At 61.0% G+C, this 14,796-nt stretch carries 16 protein-coding genes; 13 read left to right on the forward strand and 3 right to left on the reverse strand.

Annotated features, from left to right (window positions below; genetic code table 11):
* Positions 1-70: 70 nt before the first annotated feature.
* The 5 genes from AC3ITY_RS05525 (at position 71) to AC3ITY_RS05545 (ending at position 4,090) form a co-directional block, all read left to right on the forward strand.
* Positions 71-787, forward strand: coding sequence for a TetR/AcrR family transcriptional regulator (locus AC3ITY_RS05525; protein ID WP_489308040.1), 717 nt, complete (start codon positions 71-73; stop codon positions 785-787).
* Positions 788-926: 139 nt separating this feature from the next.
* Positions 927-1,481: a hypothetical protein gene (locus tag AC3ITY_RS05530; protein ID WP_489308041.1), complete on the forward strand. Its 555-nt coding sequence runs from the start codon at positions 927-929 to the stop codon at positions 1,479-1,481.
* Between the two features lie 32 nt (positions 1,482-1,513).
* Positions 1,514-2,791 (forward strand): flavohemoglobin expression-modulating QEGLA motif protein, encoded by a 1,278-nt coding sequence (locus AC3ITY_RS05535; protein WP_489308042.1) that lies wholly within the window; start codon positions 1,514-1,516, stop codon positions 2,789-2,791.
* Between the two features lie 58 nt (positions 2,792-2,849).
* Positions 2,850-3,764: an alpha/beta hydrolase gene (locus AC3ITY_RS05540; RefSeq protein ID WP_489308043.1), complete on the forward strand. Its 915-nt coding sequence runs from the start codon at positions 2,850-2,852 to the stop codon at positions 3,762-3,764.
* Positions 3,761-4,090 carry a PA3694 family proteiin gene (locus AC3ITY_RS05545; RefSeq protein WP_489308044.1) on the forward strand — a complete coding sequence of 110 codons (330 nt, stop codon included), beginning with the start codon at positions 3,761-3,763 and terminating at the stop codon, positions 4,088-4,090. Before AC3ITY_RS05540 ends, AC3ITY_RS05545 begins: the two co-directional genes overlap by 4 nt.
* Positions 4,091-4,157: 67 nt before the next feature.
* On the opposite strand, the gene AC3ITY_RS05550 is transcribed toward AC3ITY_RS05545, so the two are convergent.
* The gene (locus tag AC3ITY_RS05550) at positions 4,158-4,502 is read right to left on the reverse strand and encodes a hypothetical protein (RefSeq protein ID WP_008051389.1); all 345 of its coding nucleotides are present in this window, start codon (positions 4,500-4,502) and stop codon (positions 4,158-4,160) included.
* A gap of 202 nt (positions 4,503-4,704) precedes the next feature.
* Between AC3ITY_RS05550 and ppc the strand changes: the two genes are divergently transcribed.
* The 6 genes from ppc to AC3ITY_RS05580 all read left to right on the forward strand — a co-directional run bounded on the left by ppc (position 4,705) and on the right by AC3ITY_RS05580 (position 11,371).
* Positions 4,705-7,335, forward strand: a complete 2,631-nt coding sequence (gene ppc, locus AC3ITY_RS05555) for a phosphoenolpyruvate carboxylase (protein WP_489308045.1) — start codon at positions 4,705-4,707, stop codon at positions 7,333-7,335.
* A gap of 287 nt (positions 7,336-7,622) precedes the next feature.
* Positions 7,623-8,270: an adenylate kinase gene (gene adk, locus AC3ITY_RS05560; RefSeq protein WP_223442674.1), complete on the forward strand. Its 648-nt coding sequence runs from the start codon at positions 7,623-7,625 to the stop codon at positions 8,268-8,270.
* A 94-nt stretch (positions 8,271-8,364) separates the two neighbouring features.
* The gene (gene tsaB / locus AC3ITY_RS05565) at positions 8,365-9,039 is read left to right on the forward strand and encodes a tRNA (adenosine(37)-N6)-threonylcarbamoyltransferase complex dimerization subunit type 1 TsaB (protein ID WP_489308046.1); all 675 of its coding nucleotides are present in this window, start codon (positions 8,365-8,367) and stop codon (positions 9,037-9,039) included.
* A 310-nt stretch (positions 9,040-9,349) separates the two neighbouring features.
* On the forward strand, positions 9,350-9,655 hold the full coding sequence (locus tag AC3ITY_RS05570; RefSeq protein ID WP_008051395.1) for a hypothetical protein: 306 nt from the start codon (positions 9,350-9,352) through the stop codon (positions 9,653-9,655).
* The gene (locus AC3ITY_RS05575) at positions 9,655-10,515 is read left to right on the forward strand and encodes a DUF72 domain-containing protein (RefSeq protein ID WP_489308047.1); all 861 of its coding nucleotides are present in this window, start codon (positions 9,655-9,657) and stop codon (positions 10,513-10,515) included. Before AC3ITY_RS05570 ends, AC3ITY_RS05575 begins: the two co-directional genes overlap by 1 nt.
* A 34-nt stretch (positions 10,516-10,549) precedes the next feature.
* On the forward strand, positions 10,550-11,371 hold the full coding sequence (locus tag AC3ITY_RS05580; RefSeq protein ID WP_489308048.1) for an isocitrate lyase/PEP mutase family protein: 822 nt from the start codon (positions 10,550-10,552) through the stop codon (positions 11,369-11,371).
* Between the two features lie 22 nt (positions 11,372-11,393).
* Here AC3ITY_RS05580 and AC3ITY_RS05585 read toward each other — a convergent pair whose 3' ends face one another.
* A complete protein-coding gene (locus AC3ITY_RS05585; protein WP_489308049.1) occupies positions 11,394-12,014 on the reverse strand; it encodes an energy transducer TonB in 621 nt (206 codons plus the stop codon).
* 93 nt (positions 12,015-12,107) lie between these two features.
* Between AC3ITY_RS05585 and AC3ITY_RS05590 the strand changes: the two genes are divergently transcribed.
* Positions 12,108-12,890 (forward strand): class I SAM-dependent methyltransferase, encoded by a 783-nt coding sequence (locus AC3ITY_RS05590; RefSeq protein WP_489308050.1) that lies wholly within the window; start codon positions 12,108-12,110, stop codon positions 12,888-12,890.
* A 68-nt stretch (positions 12,891-12,958) separates the two neighbouring features.
* Here AC3ITY_RS05590 and AC3ITY_RS05595 read toward each other — a convergent pair whose 3' ends face one another.
* On the reverse strand, positions 12,959-13,597 hold the full coding sequence (locus AC3ITY_RS05595; protein WP_489308051.1) for a TetR/AcrR family transcriptional regulator: 639 nt from the start codon (positions 13,595-13,597) through the stop codon (positions 12,959-12,961).
* A 93-nt stretch (positions 13,598-13,690) separates the two neighbouring features.
* On the opposite strand from AC3ITY_RS05595, the gene AC3ITY_RS05600 reads away from it, so the two are divergent.
* Positions 13,691-14,791, forward strand: coding sequence for an efflux RND transporter periplasmic adaptor subunit (locus AC3ITY_RS05600; RefSeq protein WP_489308052.1), 1,101 nt, complete (start codon positions 13,691-13,693; stop codon positions 14,789-14,791).
* The last annotated feature ends 5 nt before the right edge of the window (positions 14,792-14,796 follow it).

Below are 14,796 nucleotides of genomic sequence, written 5' to 3' on the forward strand. Positions count from 1 at the left end.
GCGGCTTTTTATTGCCTGTCTGGTACAAACGTATCAACTTGTTACTTTCATCTGAGAGGAAATACCTGTCGTGATTCGTGCAATGGCTCAAGAAGGTGCAGCGGGTGTCGCCACTGCGGTCGCTGAAAGTGTTCAGTACCAGGGCCGCAAGGCCAGCCGACAGGGCAGCGAACAGCGACGACAGGAAATCCTGGATGCCGCCATGCGCATTGTCGTGCGTGACGGCGTACGGGCCGTCCGGCACCGTGCGGTGGCCGCCGAGGCGCAAGTGCCGTTGTCGGCGACCACTTACTATTTCAAGGATATCGATGACTTGCTCACCGATACCTTCGCCCAATACGTGGAACGCAGTGCGGCGTACATGGGCAAACTGTGGGTGAACAACGAAGGCCTGCTGCGCGAGATGATCGACAGTGGCGATGGCAGCCCGCAGGCGCGCTCGAAACTGGCGGACGACATTGCGCGGCTGATGACCGATTACGTTCACCGGCAACTGGTCAATCGCCGTGAACATTTGATGGCCGAGCAGGCGTTCCGTCAGGAGGCATTGCTCAACCCGCGCCTGGCCGAACTGGTGCGCTCGCATCAGCAAATCCTCTTGCAGGGCTCTTGCCAGCTGTTCCAGGTGTTGGGCTCGCGCGAGCCGCATCAGGATGCCAAGGTGTTGACGGCGATTATCGGCCGGATGGAATATCAGGGCCTGCTCAACGTAGACGAGCCTGCCGCCGAAGAAGAAATGCTCGGCATCCTGACGCGCTACATGCACCTGGTGCTGGCGTCGGTGTGATTCCGGGCGGAGTTACCCCTGTAGGAGCGAGCCTGCTCGCGAAGGCGGCTTAACATTTAGCATTGATGTTGTCTGGCACACCCTCATCGCGAGCAGGCTCGCTCCTACAGGTCAGCGGTGTGTTCATAGGGAGTTTTGAATGAAAGCCTGGCGTGTCGTTGTGATCGCCTTGTCGTTTCTGCTGCTCAGTGGTTGTCTGGTGACCTTCCAGGAACCGCTGCCTGCAAGCGAACCCGCGCCCAAGGGATTGCTCGGCAAATGGACCAGTACCAATGCCTGGGGCGAGCCGCTCAACCTCGAACTGACCCGCATCGGCGACAACCGCTATCAGGCCGTCAGCTATTACCGGGCCAGGCCCAAGGCGCGGGAGGCCTATCCCTTCACAGTGTCGCGCCATGGCAACCGCTGGTATCTGTCGGCAAAGGTGCCGGCGCAGTTCGGCGGGCATTTCACCCTGGGCGGTTTTGAGCTGACCGACAAACATGAGTTGGTGGTCTACAACCTCGATCTCGAACAGATCAATCAAGCCATCAAGCAGAAAGCCCTGAGCGGTGAAAGCTTCCAGACCAACGACGGCGATGGTGTATTGATCGACAGCCACATGGATCAAGTCGCCGCCTACCTCGACGACCCGGCCAATTCCGATGTGTTCGTCGAAGCCGTACGCTACCAGCGTCAGGCTAAAGCCAAATAAGCAGCACAAACAGGTTTCTACAGGAGTTTCGCGTGGACGATTACCAACAGTCGATACGCATTTTGTCCGATCGCATCGTGCTGGCGCAGACGCCGATCCGCGTCCTCGATGCGGTCAAATGGGACGACAACATTCGTAAGGGCTTCCTCAAGGCCAAGGGCAAGGAAATGCCGGCGGTGGACCGCGACTACTATCTCAACCGGCCGCTGGCGTTCGACTCCAGCAAAGTGAAGCTGGAGTTCCAGAACATCGAGCGCGACATCACGCGCCAGCTCGGCCAGTTCAACCCGGTCGGCCAGATCATGCGCCGCATGTGCAAGGAATACCGCATGGTGGTGCGCATGCTCGAAGCGCGTGGCACCGAGGATTTCGGCCTGATTTCCCAGGAGTTGTACGGCGCCGCGTCCGACGCGTTCCATGCCGGCGACCCGACGCTGTCCGACCTGGGCATGATGTTGTCCGAATACCTGAACAACATCGACGGTCGTGGCGACCTGAAGGACGAACCGAAAATCCTCACCGCCAAGGAAGCCGTCCACCTGCTGCAAACCCGCTTGAACAAGGTATTCGGCGAGGCCGAGGAAACCATTCGCGTATTCGAGTCCGACGGGATCGTCGCCGATGCGGCGGCTGGCGCCGACTACATCAAGATCCGCGCCGACGCGATGTTCAACGACCGTGACGTGCGCGCCCTGGAAGTCCACGAAGGGCTGGTGCATGTGGGGACCACGCTCAATGGTCTGAACCAGCCGATCTGCACCTTTCTCTCCAAAGGTCCGCCGTCGTCGACGGTGACTCAGGAAGGCCTGGCGATCCTGATGGAAATCATCACTTTCGCCTCGTACCCGAGTCGCCTGCGCAAACTGACCAACCGCACCCGCGCCATTCACATGGTGGAAGAGGGCGCGGACTTCCTGCAGATCTTCGAGTTCTTCCGCGAGCAAGGTTTTGAAATGGCGGAAAGCTACGGCAACGCCAGTCGGGTTTTCCGTGGCTCGGTGCCGACAGGTCTGCCATTCACCAAAGACTTGTCCTACCTCAAGGGCTTTATCATGGTTTACAACTACATTCAGTTGGCCGTGCGCAAAGGCAAGCTGGAGCAGATACCGCTGTTGTTCTGCGGCAAGACCACCCTGGAAGACATGCGCACCTTGCGCCAGTTGGTGGACGAAGGCCTGGTGGTGCCACCGAAGTATTTGCCGGATCAGTTCCGTGACCTGAACGCGCTGTCGGCGTGGATGTGCTTCTCCAACTTCCTCAACCACCTGAGCCTGGACCGGATCGAGGCGGATTACTCCAACATTTTGTAGGCCCGATGAGGTCACCTGTGGGGTATGTATTCCAATCTTCGCTGCGAGGTTTCAACGGATGAGAATCCTCGGCATCCTCTGCCTTCTCCTGGCCTTGAACGGTTGCAGTTCGCTGTTGTTCTACCCTGAACCCGGCCAGTTGTTCACGCCGGAAAAGGCCGGGCTCGAATACCGCACTGTCACCTTGAACACTGCCGATGGCCTCAAGCTGAATGCCTGGTGGCTGCCGGCGAAGAAGGGTGTGGAGGTCAAAGGCACGGTGCTGCACCTGCACGGCAACGGCGGAAACCTACCCATGCACCTCGGTGGGAGCTTTTGGTTGCCGAAAAATGGTTACCAGGTGTTGCTTGTGGACTATCGCGGTTATGGCTTGTCCGAAGGCGAACCGAGCCTGCCGGCAATCTATCAGGACATCGATGCGGCGTTCGCCTGGCTGGACAAGGCGCCGGAGGTTCAAGGCAAGCCGCTGATCCTGCTCGGCCAGAGCCTGGGAGGCTCGATGGCCGTGCATTACCTGGTTCAGCACCCGGAACGGCAGAAACAACTGAAGGCTTTTGTCCTCGACGGTGTGCCCGCCAGCTATCGCAGCATAGGCCGGTTTGCCCTGAGCAATTCCTGGATGACCTGGCCGTTCCAGGTGCCGTTGTCGTGGCTGGTGCCGGACGGCGACAGCGCGATCAACTCCATGGCGCAACTCAAGGACGTGCCGAAACTGCTCTACCACAGCATCGACGACCCGATCGTGCCTCTTTCCAACGGCATCCGACTGTATCAAGCTGCGCCGCCGCCGCGAGTGCTGCAACTGACCCGTGGCGGTCATGTGCAGACGTTCGCCAACCCGGTCTGGCGCAAAGTCATGCTGCGTTATCTTGATGATCCGCAGCATTTCAACGGCCTGCGCCGCCTGGGTGAGATTCCCAATTACCCGGCGCCCCCGAATTCAGAAGATGAACCACCAGAGAGTCCGCAATGAGTGAAGAACGTAACGCCATCCCGCTGATCATCACCGGTATCTGCAGCATCCTCGGCACCGTCGGGGCCCTGTGGTGGTACGGCTACCTGCACTTCGCCAAGCCTGAGGATGCGTTGCTGCTCAACGAATTCACCATGCTCAAGACTGTGCCGGGTGAAGACTACAAAGTCTCCCTGGAACCGGCCGCCCAAGTGGCGCAGTGCATCGATGGCGTGCTGGTGCTGTTCGACATGGATCAGAAAGGCCTGACCGGCGTGTTGGTCGACAGCAAGAAAAAAGCGGTGCGCTGCATGGGGCAGGAAACGCCGCAGAAGCTGGAGCAGTAACCCGGTTCTAACTAACAACACAGATCCAATGTGGGAGCGGGCTTGCTCCCACAGGTTCTGTGGAAAGTCAGTGTTTCTGTTTGTCGTCAGGCACCGACAAATCGTGCAAATGCCGACGGGACAGCGCCAGAAAGCGCGGGGTCGGCCCGATGTCTTCGTACAGCGGATCGCCTTCTTCATCGGTGGCGACCACGGTCGTGCCTTTGACGTACGGGAAGCTTCTTTCCAGCTCTTCCAGTGCGGCGCCGATCAGATCGCCGAGCAGTTCTTCGGGATGCCGCTTGGGGTACATCTCGACGAGCGCGGCCAGCCGTGCGGCAGACTCCACATCCAGATGAATCGAGTAGCCGGTGTCGGTCAGGCGACCCTTGGCGTTTTCTTCCCAGTGGTGGGCAAGCTCGCGGATTTTCATATTGACCTCATTGCGCTCCCGCTCGTGGCAGGCAGAGTGAGTGTCCGGCATTGGCCGGCGACAACCGTTGTACGGCTTACCGTTCAGACTAGCCTCAACAGGCAAGGTTTACAGGCCCTTCGTCGTCTTGCTTGTAAGAACCGGTCTGGGGCGGCACTCTCTTGTTTCTTAGCCGCCCGGATTTTTTGCTGGAGACCTGCTGATGACCGATATTGATGCACGCTTGCGCGAGGACGTTCACCTGTTGGGTGAGCTGTTGGGCAACACCATTCGTGAGCAATATGGCGACGGTTTTCTCGACAAGATCGAGCAGATCCGCAAGGGCGCCAAGGCTGACCGACGCGGCTCCATGGACGCCGAGCTCAGCGCCAGCCTCAATCAGCTGAGCGAATTCGAGTTGCTGCCGGTGGCGCGGGCGTTCAACCAGTTTCTCAACCTGGCCAACATCGCCGAGCAGTACCAGTTGATTCACCGCCGCGAGGAATCCCAGGAGGCGCCGTTCGAAGCCCGGGTGCTGCCTGAGTTGCTCGCGCGCCTGCGCGCCGAGGGGCATGGCGCCGACGCGCTGGCCCGGCAACTGGGCCGGCTGGAGATCGAACTGGTATTGACCGCGCACCCGACCGAAGTTGCACGCCGCACACTGATCCAGAAGTACGACGCCATCGCCGCGCAACTGGCGGCTCAGGATCACCGTGACCTGACCAGTGCCGAGCGCGAGCAGATCAAGACCACCTTGCAACGCCTGATCGCTGAAGCCTGGCATACCGAAGAAATTCGCCGCACGCGTCCGACGCCGGTGGACGAAGCCAAGTGGGGTTTCGCGGTGATCGAGCATTCGCTGTGGCAGGCCATTCCCAATTATCTGCGCAAGGCCGATCAGGCCCTGCACGCCGCCACCGGCCTGCGCTTGCCACTGGAGGCGGCTCCGATTCGCTTTGCCTCGTGGATGGGCGGCGACCGCGACGGCAACCCGAACGTGACGGCGGCGGTGACCCGAGAGGTTTTACTGTTGGCGCGCTGGATGGCGGCTGATTTGTACCTGCGCGATGTCGATCGCCTGGCCGCTGAGCTGTCGATGCAGCAGGCCAGCGATGAATTGAAGGCCAAGGCGGGAGACAGCGCCGAACCGTACCGGGCAGTGCTCAAACAGCTGCGCGAACGCCTGCGGGCAACGCGTAACTGGGCACACGCCGCCTTGTCGACGCCAGCGCCGGCACCGACCGATGTGCTGCAAGACAACCGCGAACTGCTCGATCCACTGGAGCTTTGCTACCGCTCCTTGCACGAGTGCGGCATGGGCGTGATCGCCGACGGGCCGTTGCTCGATTGCCTGCGTCGGGCAGTGACATTCGGCCTGTTCCTGGTTCGTCTGGATGTACGCCAGGACTCGTCGCGGCACACCGCCGCGATGACTGAAATCACCGACTACCTTGGCCTGGGACGCTACGAGGACTGGAGCGAGGAAGAGCGCATCGCCTTCCTGATGCGCGAATTGAGCAACCGTCGTCCCTTGTTGCCGACGTACTTCAAGCCTTCCGCCGACACCGCCGAGGTGCTGGCGACCTGCCGGGAAATCGCCGCTGCACCGTCGGCATCCCTCGGTTCCTATGTGATTTCCATGGCCGGAGCGGCTTCCGATGTGCTGGCCGTGCAATTGCTGCTCAAAGAGTCCGGCGTGTTGCGGCCGATGCGCGTGGTGCCGCTGTTCGAAACCCTGGCCGACCTCGACAACGCGGGTCCGGTGATCGAGAAGCTGCTGCTGTTGCCGGGCTATCGCGCGCGCCTGCAAGGGCCGCAGGAAGTGATGATTGGCTACTCCGACTCGGCCAAGGACGCCGGCACCACCGCGGCGGCCTGGGCGCAGTACCGGGCGCAAGAGCGACTGGTGGATATCTGCCGTTCGCACGACGTCGAGCTGCTGTTGTTCCACGGTCGCGGCGGCACCGTGGGGCGAGGCGGCGGCCCGGCCCACGCGGCGATCCTGTCGCAGCCACCGGGCTCGGTGGCGGGGCGTTTCCGCACCACCGAACAGGGCGAAATGATTCGATTCAAGTTCGGCCTGCCGGACATCGCCGAGCAAAACCTCAATCTGTACCTGGCCGCCGTGCTGGAGGCGACCTTGCTGCCTCCGCCGCCACCTACGCCCGAGTGGCGCCATTTGATGGACGAGCTGGCCGCGGACGGTGTCAGCGCCTACCGCGCCGTGGTGCGGGAAAACCCGCAGTTCGTGGAGTATTTCCGCCAGTCCACGCCGGAGCAGGAACTCGGTCGCTTGCCGCTGGGCAGTCGTCCAGCCAAGCGCCGGGCCGGGGGGATCGAAAGCCTGCGGGCGATTCCGTGGATCTTCGGCTGGACCCAGACACGCCTGATGCTGCCAGCCTGGCTGGGTTGGGAAGCGGCCCTGAGCAAGGCACTGGAGCGTGGCGAAGGCGAACTGCTGGGGCAAATGCGCGAGCAGTGGCCGTTCTTCCGCACTCGAATCGACATGCTGGAAATGGTCCTGGCCAAGGCCGATGCCGACATTGCACAGTCCTACGATGAGCGTCTGGTGGAGCCGAATCTGTTGCCATTGGGTGCGCACTTACGCGACCTATTGTCGCAGGCGTGCACCATCGTTCTCGGCCTGACCGGGCAGTCGCAGCTGCTGGCACATAGCCCAGCGACCCTTGAGTTCATCCGCTTGCGCAACACCTACCTCGACCCGCTTCATCTATTGCAGGCCGAGTTGCTGGCCCGTTCAAGAGTGCAGGACGTGGCGCAGGGCAGCCCGGTAGAACAGGCCTTGCTGGTGTCTGTGGCGGGGATTGCCGCCGGTTTGCGTAACACCGGCTAAGGTTTTTGCCGTGGGGTCAGGCATCCGGCAAGTGAGCCGGATGCCGCCGTTTGACGGGTTGAAAAGTGCTGTCAGGCGACAGTTAATGATGGGGTTGCGACTTGGGAAACTGTGCGCAATGGTCGCAAGAGGCAGCGGTTTCTCCGACTTTTGGCGTCTTGTGTGGGCGCAGCCTGCTGTGTATCTTGAGCAGCCTTTGACCGTTTGGGCGGTCACGACCCTATTTTTGAGATTGGCCCCACGAGGCGAATCTGACGTTATCCATATAAAAATTGAGGAGCACATCGATGCGCGTCATTCTGCTGGGAGCTCCCGGGGCCGGTAAAGGTACTCAGGCTAAGTTCATCACCGAAAAATTCGGCATTCCGCAAATCTCCACCGGCGACATGTTGCGTGCAGCGGTCAAGGCCGGCACCGAGCTGGGCATCAAGGCCAAGAGCATCATGGATGCCGGCGGCCTGGTGTCCGATGACCTGATCATCGCACTGGTCAAGGACCGCATCGCCCAGTCCGACTGCGCCAACGGTTTCCTGTTCGACGGCTTCCCGCGCACCATTCCCCAGGCTGAAGCCCTGGTGACTGCCGGCGTCGAGCTGGATGCAGTGGTTGAAATCGCCGTTGAAGACGAAGAAATCGTCCAGCGTATCGCCGGTCGCCGTGTTCACGAGGCCAGCGGCCGCGTGTACCACATCGTCTACAACCCGCCGAAAATCGCTGGCAAAGACGACGTCACCGGTGAAGAGCTGGTGCAGCGCAAGGACGACACCGAAGAAACCGTGCGTCATCGCCTGTCGGTCTACCATTCCCAGACCAAGCCGTTGGTGGACTTCTACCAGAAGCTGTCGGCTGCCAATGGCAAGCCACAGTACAGCCACATCGAAGGCGTCGGTTCGGTTGAAGCGATCACCGCCAAGGTGCTTGCAGCCCTGAGCTGAAAAACCTGATCCGCTGCATCATCCACGGCCCGCTTGCGGGCCGTAGTTGTTTATACTGACGCACTTTTTTCTGATCTCTCTTGTGGATACATCGATGAGCACCTTGCTGGCCCTGGACACCGCGACTGAAGCTTGCTCCGTTGCCTTGCTGCATGACGGCAAGGTCACGAGCCATTACGAGGTGATCCCGCGCCTGCACGCGCAGAAGCTGTTGCCGATGATCAAGCAATTGCTGGCCGATGCCGGGACCACGCTGCAAGCGGTCGATGCCATCGCGTTTGGCCGTGGCCCGGGCGCCTTCACCGGCGTGCGCATTGCCATCGGCGTGGTGCAAGGCCTGGCGTTTGCCCTGGATCGCCCGGTGCTGCCGGTGTCGAACCTGGCCGTGCTGGCGCAACGTGCGCTGCGCGAACACGGTGCCACTCAGGTCGCCGCGGCCATCGACGCACGGATGGACGAAGTGTATTGGGGTTGCTACCGCGAAACGGCCGGGGAGATGCGCCTGGTGGGTGCGGAAGCGGTACTGCCGCCGGAGTCCGCTGGATTGCCGGCCAATGCCGACGGCGAATGGTTTGGCGCAGGCACCGGTTGGGGTTATGGCGAGCGTATCGCCGTCAGTCTGAGCGGGCAGGACGCGGGCATGTTGCCACACGCGCAAGACTTGCTGACTTTGGCGCGGTTTGCCTGGGCGCGCGGCGAGGCGATCGTGGCCGACGAGGCGCAGCCGGTTTATCTGCGTGACAAAGTGGCGACGCCGAAGGCGCGGTAATCTGTACGACCTCTGAGGTGAGGGAGTTTCTGTGGCGAGGGAGCTTGCTCCCGCTGGGCTGCGAAGCGGCCCCCAATTTCATCAGGCGCAACTCGCCGTCAGGTTTTGCGACGGCTTCGCCGCCGAACGGGACGGTGCGGCGATCCGACAAGCTCCCTCGCCACAAAATAATCCACCCATCGGCCAATCATCGTTTTCTAACCGCAGCTTTTAAACCTTTTGCCTTTTATGTGTTCTAGTTATCACTCGGCGGTTTGCGAAGTGGGAAGCGTGCCACTAAACTGCCATCACTGATTCCGAGTATGCACCTATGCGTATAGACGGCGTTTCCTCTCAGTCCTACCCCATCAAGCGCAAACCTCGCAAAGGCCGCGTGGTGGAAGACGACGCCATTGATATCGAAGGCGAGCTGGAATTCCCGACTGAAGAGCAATTGGCTGCCCGCGCCGCCAAAGCCTCTGCGCAAAAACTGAGCAATCTTCCCGCCCGTCAGCAAGATCTGATTTACCACCGTGCCATGAGCAAAAGCGTGGCGACAGCCCTGGCCAGCTACCTGAGCACCGCCGGTTTCGTCGATTGGGAAGCGGATGTGCTGGGTCTCGACCTGTATATCTGATGTTGCTGCCGTATTACCTCGGTTGCCCGTCCTGGAGCGAAAACGCCTGGCGCGACTACCTGTATCCGCCGGACGCCAAAACCGCCGATTTTCTTGATCTCTATTGCCAGGTATTCAATGCCGTAGAAGGCAACACGACCTTCTACGCGAGCCCGGCTGCCAGCACCGTGCAGCGTTGGGCCGAAACCATGCCCGAACACTTTCGCTTCACCGCCAAGTTTCCCGGCGAGATCAGCCACGGTGGTGATCTGCGCGAGCAACTGACCGCCGCCGAGACCTTCACTCAGTTACTCAGCCCTCTCGGTGAGCGGGTGTCGCCACTCTGGTTGCAGTTGTCGAAAAGCTTCACGCCCCAACGTTTGCCCGAACTGGCCGGATTTATCGATGCCCTGCAGCGACCGCTGGCCGTTGAAGTGCGACATGACGAGTTTTTCGCCAAGGGTGACAGCGAGCGAATGCTCAACCGTCTGCTGCTGGATCGCGGTGTCGAACGCATCTGTCTCGATCCCCGTGCGCTGTTCAGTTGCACGTCAACCGAGCCCTCGGTGCTCCACGCCCAATCGAAGAAACCCCGTGTGCCACCGCGCCCTGCGGCATTCACGCAATTCCCGCAGGTGCGTTTTATTGGCCATCCAACGCTTGAAGCCAACGATACGTTCCTGGAGCCGTGGGTCGAAAAAATTGCGTTATGGATCGAAGAGGGCCGCACGCCGTATATCTTCCTGCACACCGCCGACAACCTGCTGGCCGCGAAACTGGCGCAGCGTTTTCACGCCCGGCTGATGCTGCGTTTGCCTGGCTTGCCGGCGCTGCCTGAGCTATACAGAGAACCCGTCGCCGAGCAACTTGGCCTGCTCTGAGGCGGATTCTTTCCCCTCTTCAGGAGCCTGCCCAATGGATGCGCAAACCCTTCGAGCCCAGGCGTTCAAAGCCCTTCACGAACGCCCCGGGGCTTTTGTGATTCCCAATCCGTGGGATGCCGGTTCGGCGAAAATGCTCGCCAGCCTCGGCTTCGAGGCGCTGGCGACCACCAGCGCCGGTTATGCCTTTTCCCAGGGCCGTGCCGATGGCGGATTGACCCTCGACGACACCTTGATGAACGTTCAGGCGATTGTCGCCGCCACCGACCTGCCGGTTGCCGTGGACCTGGAAAACGGCTTTGCCGACAACCCGGCCGACTGCGCGAAAAGTATCGTGCGCGCAGCAGAGGCCGGAGCCGTCGGTGGTTCGATCGAAGATGCCACCGGCCGCGAAGAAGGTCCGATCTATTGTTTCGAACACGCCGTGGCGCGCATCGAAGCCGCTGTGGCTGCCGCTCGCAGTTTGCCGTTCCACTTTACGTTGACTGCCCGGGCGGAAAACTTCCTGCACGGCAATCCCGATCTGGCCGACACCATCCGCCGCTTGCAGGCATTCGCCGAGGCCGGTGCCGACGTGCTCTACGCACCGGGTCTGCGCAGCGCCGAGGATGTGCTGGCGGTGGTGCGCGCCGTGTCGCCCAAACCGGTGAATGTGTTGATGTCGGGCGGCTTGAAGCTGACGGTCGCGCAGTTGGGTGAGATGGGCGTCAAACGCATCAGCGTCGGCTCGGCGCTGGCATTGGCGGCCTATGGTGAATTCTTTCGCGCCGCCGAAGAAATCCAGACGTCGGGCACGTTCGGTTTCACTTCCCGGTCGATGCCGTACCAGAAGGCCAATCAGTTTTTCAAAGGCTGAGGGAAGAGGGCGCGGCTGAGGATCAGGCGGCGATGCGCAGGTTCTGCAAGATGATCGGGCGCGCCCAGCCATTGTCGAAATTGAGTTGTTTCTGCTGCTCCACCCGTTCTTCCGGCGAGAACGGCGGGAACGGCTTGTCGAGCAGGTCGAGTTCGAATTCGGCGATGGGCAGGTGCAGCGGACGCGGTTGCGGGGCAGGGCCTGCTTCGTATACCGGCTGACCGGCTTTCAGCACGATCGGGCGAACCCAGCCGCTTTCGAAGTCCTGCTGTTTTTGCTGGGCGACGATTTCATCCGCCGGGAACGGTAGGCGTGGTTTGTCGGCCAGGTCCATTTCGAATTCGGCAATCGGCAGGAACAGTGGCTCGGGCGGGCGGATTACATTGTCTTTCACCTCGCATTCGCGCTGGGACACGATGTGCTCCAGCAGCTCGCTGCCGACGGTCGGTTCGACCGGACTTTCGAGATCGACCGGTGGGAAATTCAGCGATTGCGGCAGCACTTCACCCGACTGTTCGGCCAGCGCTCGGGCAAAGAAATCCTGCCAGATGTGGCTGACGCCGCTCAGTGCCTGGGTGTTTCGCAGGTTGTAGTCGCCGTAGGGCGAGATAAAACCTGTGATTGTGGGTTGAATGTCTGACATTTCTCTCGGTCGACGCTCAGCTCTGGCAAAATGCTCGATAGTTTTGTTATCGGCAGTTTTTGCCGATCATTAATTTTTTGAGCGTGTTTTCCGATGATTGATCAACCTGCGGCCTGCCGCATCCATGTCCAGGCCCTCGACGCGGCTTTCGAGCCACAAGCCGAGCAATGGGCCGAGCGCCTGGGCTTGCCAATGCAAGTGGCGAACGGCGAGTTTGCCTTGCAGGTGGGTGACCAGGGCTTGCAGCTGCAACAGCTGGGGCCGGATGCGCCGGGGCCGGTGCGGGTGGACTTCGTCGAAGGCGGTGCGGCCCATCGCCGGTTGTACGGCGGTGGCAGCGGGCAGATGATCGCCAAGGCTGTTGGCGTCGCCCAAGGCGTACGCCCGCGGGTGCTGGATGCCACGGCGGGGCTGGGCAAGGACGCGTTCGTGCTGGCCAGCCTCGGTTGCGAGATGAGCCTGATCGAGCGCCAGCCGCTAATTGGTGCCTTGCTGGAAGACGGCCTGGCCCGAGGCGCGGAAGATTTCGACGTGGCGCCGATCGTGGCGCGCATGCGCTTGCTCAAGGGCAATTCGATCGAGATCATGCGCAACTGGGAAGGCGAGCCACCGCAGGTGATCTACCTCGACCCGATGTTCCCGCACCGTGAGAAAACCGCGCTGGTGAAGAAGGAAATGCGCCTGTTCCGGCCGCTGGTGGGCGATGATCCGGATGCGCCGGCATTGCTCGAAGCCGCGTTGGCCCTGGCCAGCCACCGGGTGGTGGTCAAGCGTCCGCGCAAGGCGCCTTGCATCGAAGGGCCGAAGCCGAGTCATGCGCTGGATGGCAAGTCCAGTCGGTATGACATTTATCCGAAGAAGGCTTTGAAGCCTTAGGACCGAGTCGCCTTCATCGCTGGCTTGCCAGCGAAGGCGTCAGCCCGGACACCCTCAAACCATCAGGCTCACTCAGGCCGATAAGCCCGCATAAACAACCCCACCACTTCCCGCACATGGCTCTCCGCCTCTTCGCCAACCGGCGGTTCGCCGCAGCCGTACAGCAAACGGAAATTCCCGGCGCCCTTGAGCAGGCAGAAGAAGTGCTCGGCCGCGTTGTGCGGTTTGTCGATGCGCAGCACACCACTTTCATCGATCTTGCTCAGCAAGCGCTCCATGCCATGCAGCATGCGCTCCGGCCCGGCTTCGAAGAATATCTGCGACAGCTTAGGGTCCTGGCTGCCCAAGGTCATCATCAAGCGGTGCAGGTTCACCGATTCATCACTGTTGATCAGCTGATGAAAACCGCGTGCGATGTTCAGCAGCACGGTTTCCACGGCCACACCTTCCGGCAACTCGAAGAACAGTGGTGGCAACTGCTCCTCGCACTTGGCCATCACCGCAGAGGAGAACAGCGTCTCCTTGTCGTTGAAGTGGCTGTAGACCGTCAGCTTCGACACACCGGCCTCGGCCGCGACGGCATCCATGCTGGTATTGGCATAACCCTTATTCAGAAACAGCGCTTTGGCCGCATCGAGAATTGCCCGGCGCTTGACCAGGTCCTTGGGTCTGCCTGGGCCATTGGGTGCTGAAAGATTGTTTGGCATATTCGTTTTTATTACTGGACTGGTGAGTTTGCTATTAATAACATACTGCTCAGTATAATTATTCAAAGCACCATTAGCGAAAGGTCCTTCACCATGTTCCGCTATGCCTTGCCCCTCGCGTTGCCAGTCACCCTGGCTTTTTTATTGTCTGCGTGTGGTCATGAAGAGGCGCCGCAGGTCAGTGTGCGCCCGGCCATGGTGGTCCAGCCAGAGCCTTCGGCGCAGGCCATGGAAAGCTACCCCGGTGAAGTTCGCGCGCGGTATGAGCCGGACCTGGCGTTCCGTATCGGCGGTAAAGTCAGCCGACGACTGGTCGAAGAGGGGCAGCGGGTCAAGGCCGATCAACCCTTGGCGGAGCTCGATCCCCAGGACGTGCGCCTGCAACTGGAGGCCACCCGGGCCCAGGTCGCAGCCGCCGAAGCCAATCTGAACCTGGTGCGTTCCGAGCGTGATCGCTACAAGACCCTGATGGAGCGCCAACTGGTCAGCCGTTCGCAATACGACAACGCCGAAAACCTCTACCGCTCCGGTGAGGCACGCCTCAAGCAAATCAAAGCCGAATTCAACGTTTCCAATAACCAGGCCAGCTACGCCGTGTTGCGTGCGCCGCAGGACGGCGTCGTGGCCAAGCGCCTGGTGGAAGTCGGGCAAGTCGTGGCCGCCGGGCAAACGGTGTTCACACTGGCAACCGATGGCGAGCGTGAAGTCTTGATCAGTCTGCCAGAGCAGAACTTCGGTCGCTTCAAGGTTGGTGAGCCGGTGTCGGTGGAACTCTGGACCCAGCCCGACCAGCGTCTCGCCGGGCGCATCCGGGAATTGTCGCCAGCAGCGGATCCCAAGTCGCGCACCTTCGCGGCGCGTATCGCTTTCAACGCCGGCAACGTTCCTGCCGAGCTGGGCCAGAGCGCCCGAGTGTTCGTGCAGGCCGCCGACGTGGTCCCTCTATCCGTTCCGCTGTCTGCTCTGACTGCAGAAAACGGCGTGACCTATGTCTGGGTCGTCAGCGCCAACAACACCTTGAAGAGAACCCCGGTGCGAATCGGTGCCTTTGGCGAAAAAACCGTACCGGTACTTGAAGGGCTTAACGCCAGCGACTGGGTGGTGGCCGCCGGTGTCCATGTGCTTCTCGAAGGGCAGCAGGTGCGCCCGGTGGATCGCTCCAATCGCGTGGTCAATCTGGCGGACAAGGAGTAAGCCCC

The organism is Pseudomonas sp. GL_091, assembly GCF_057837725.1.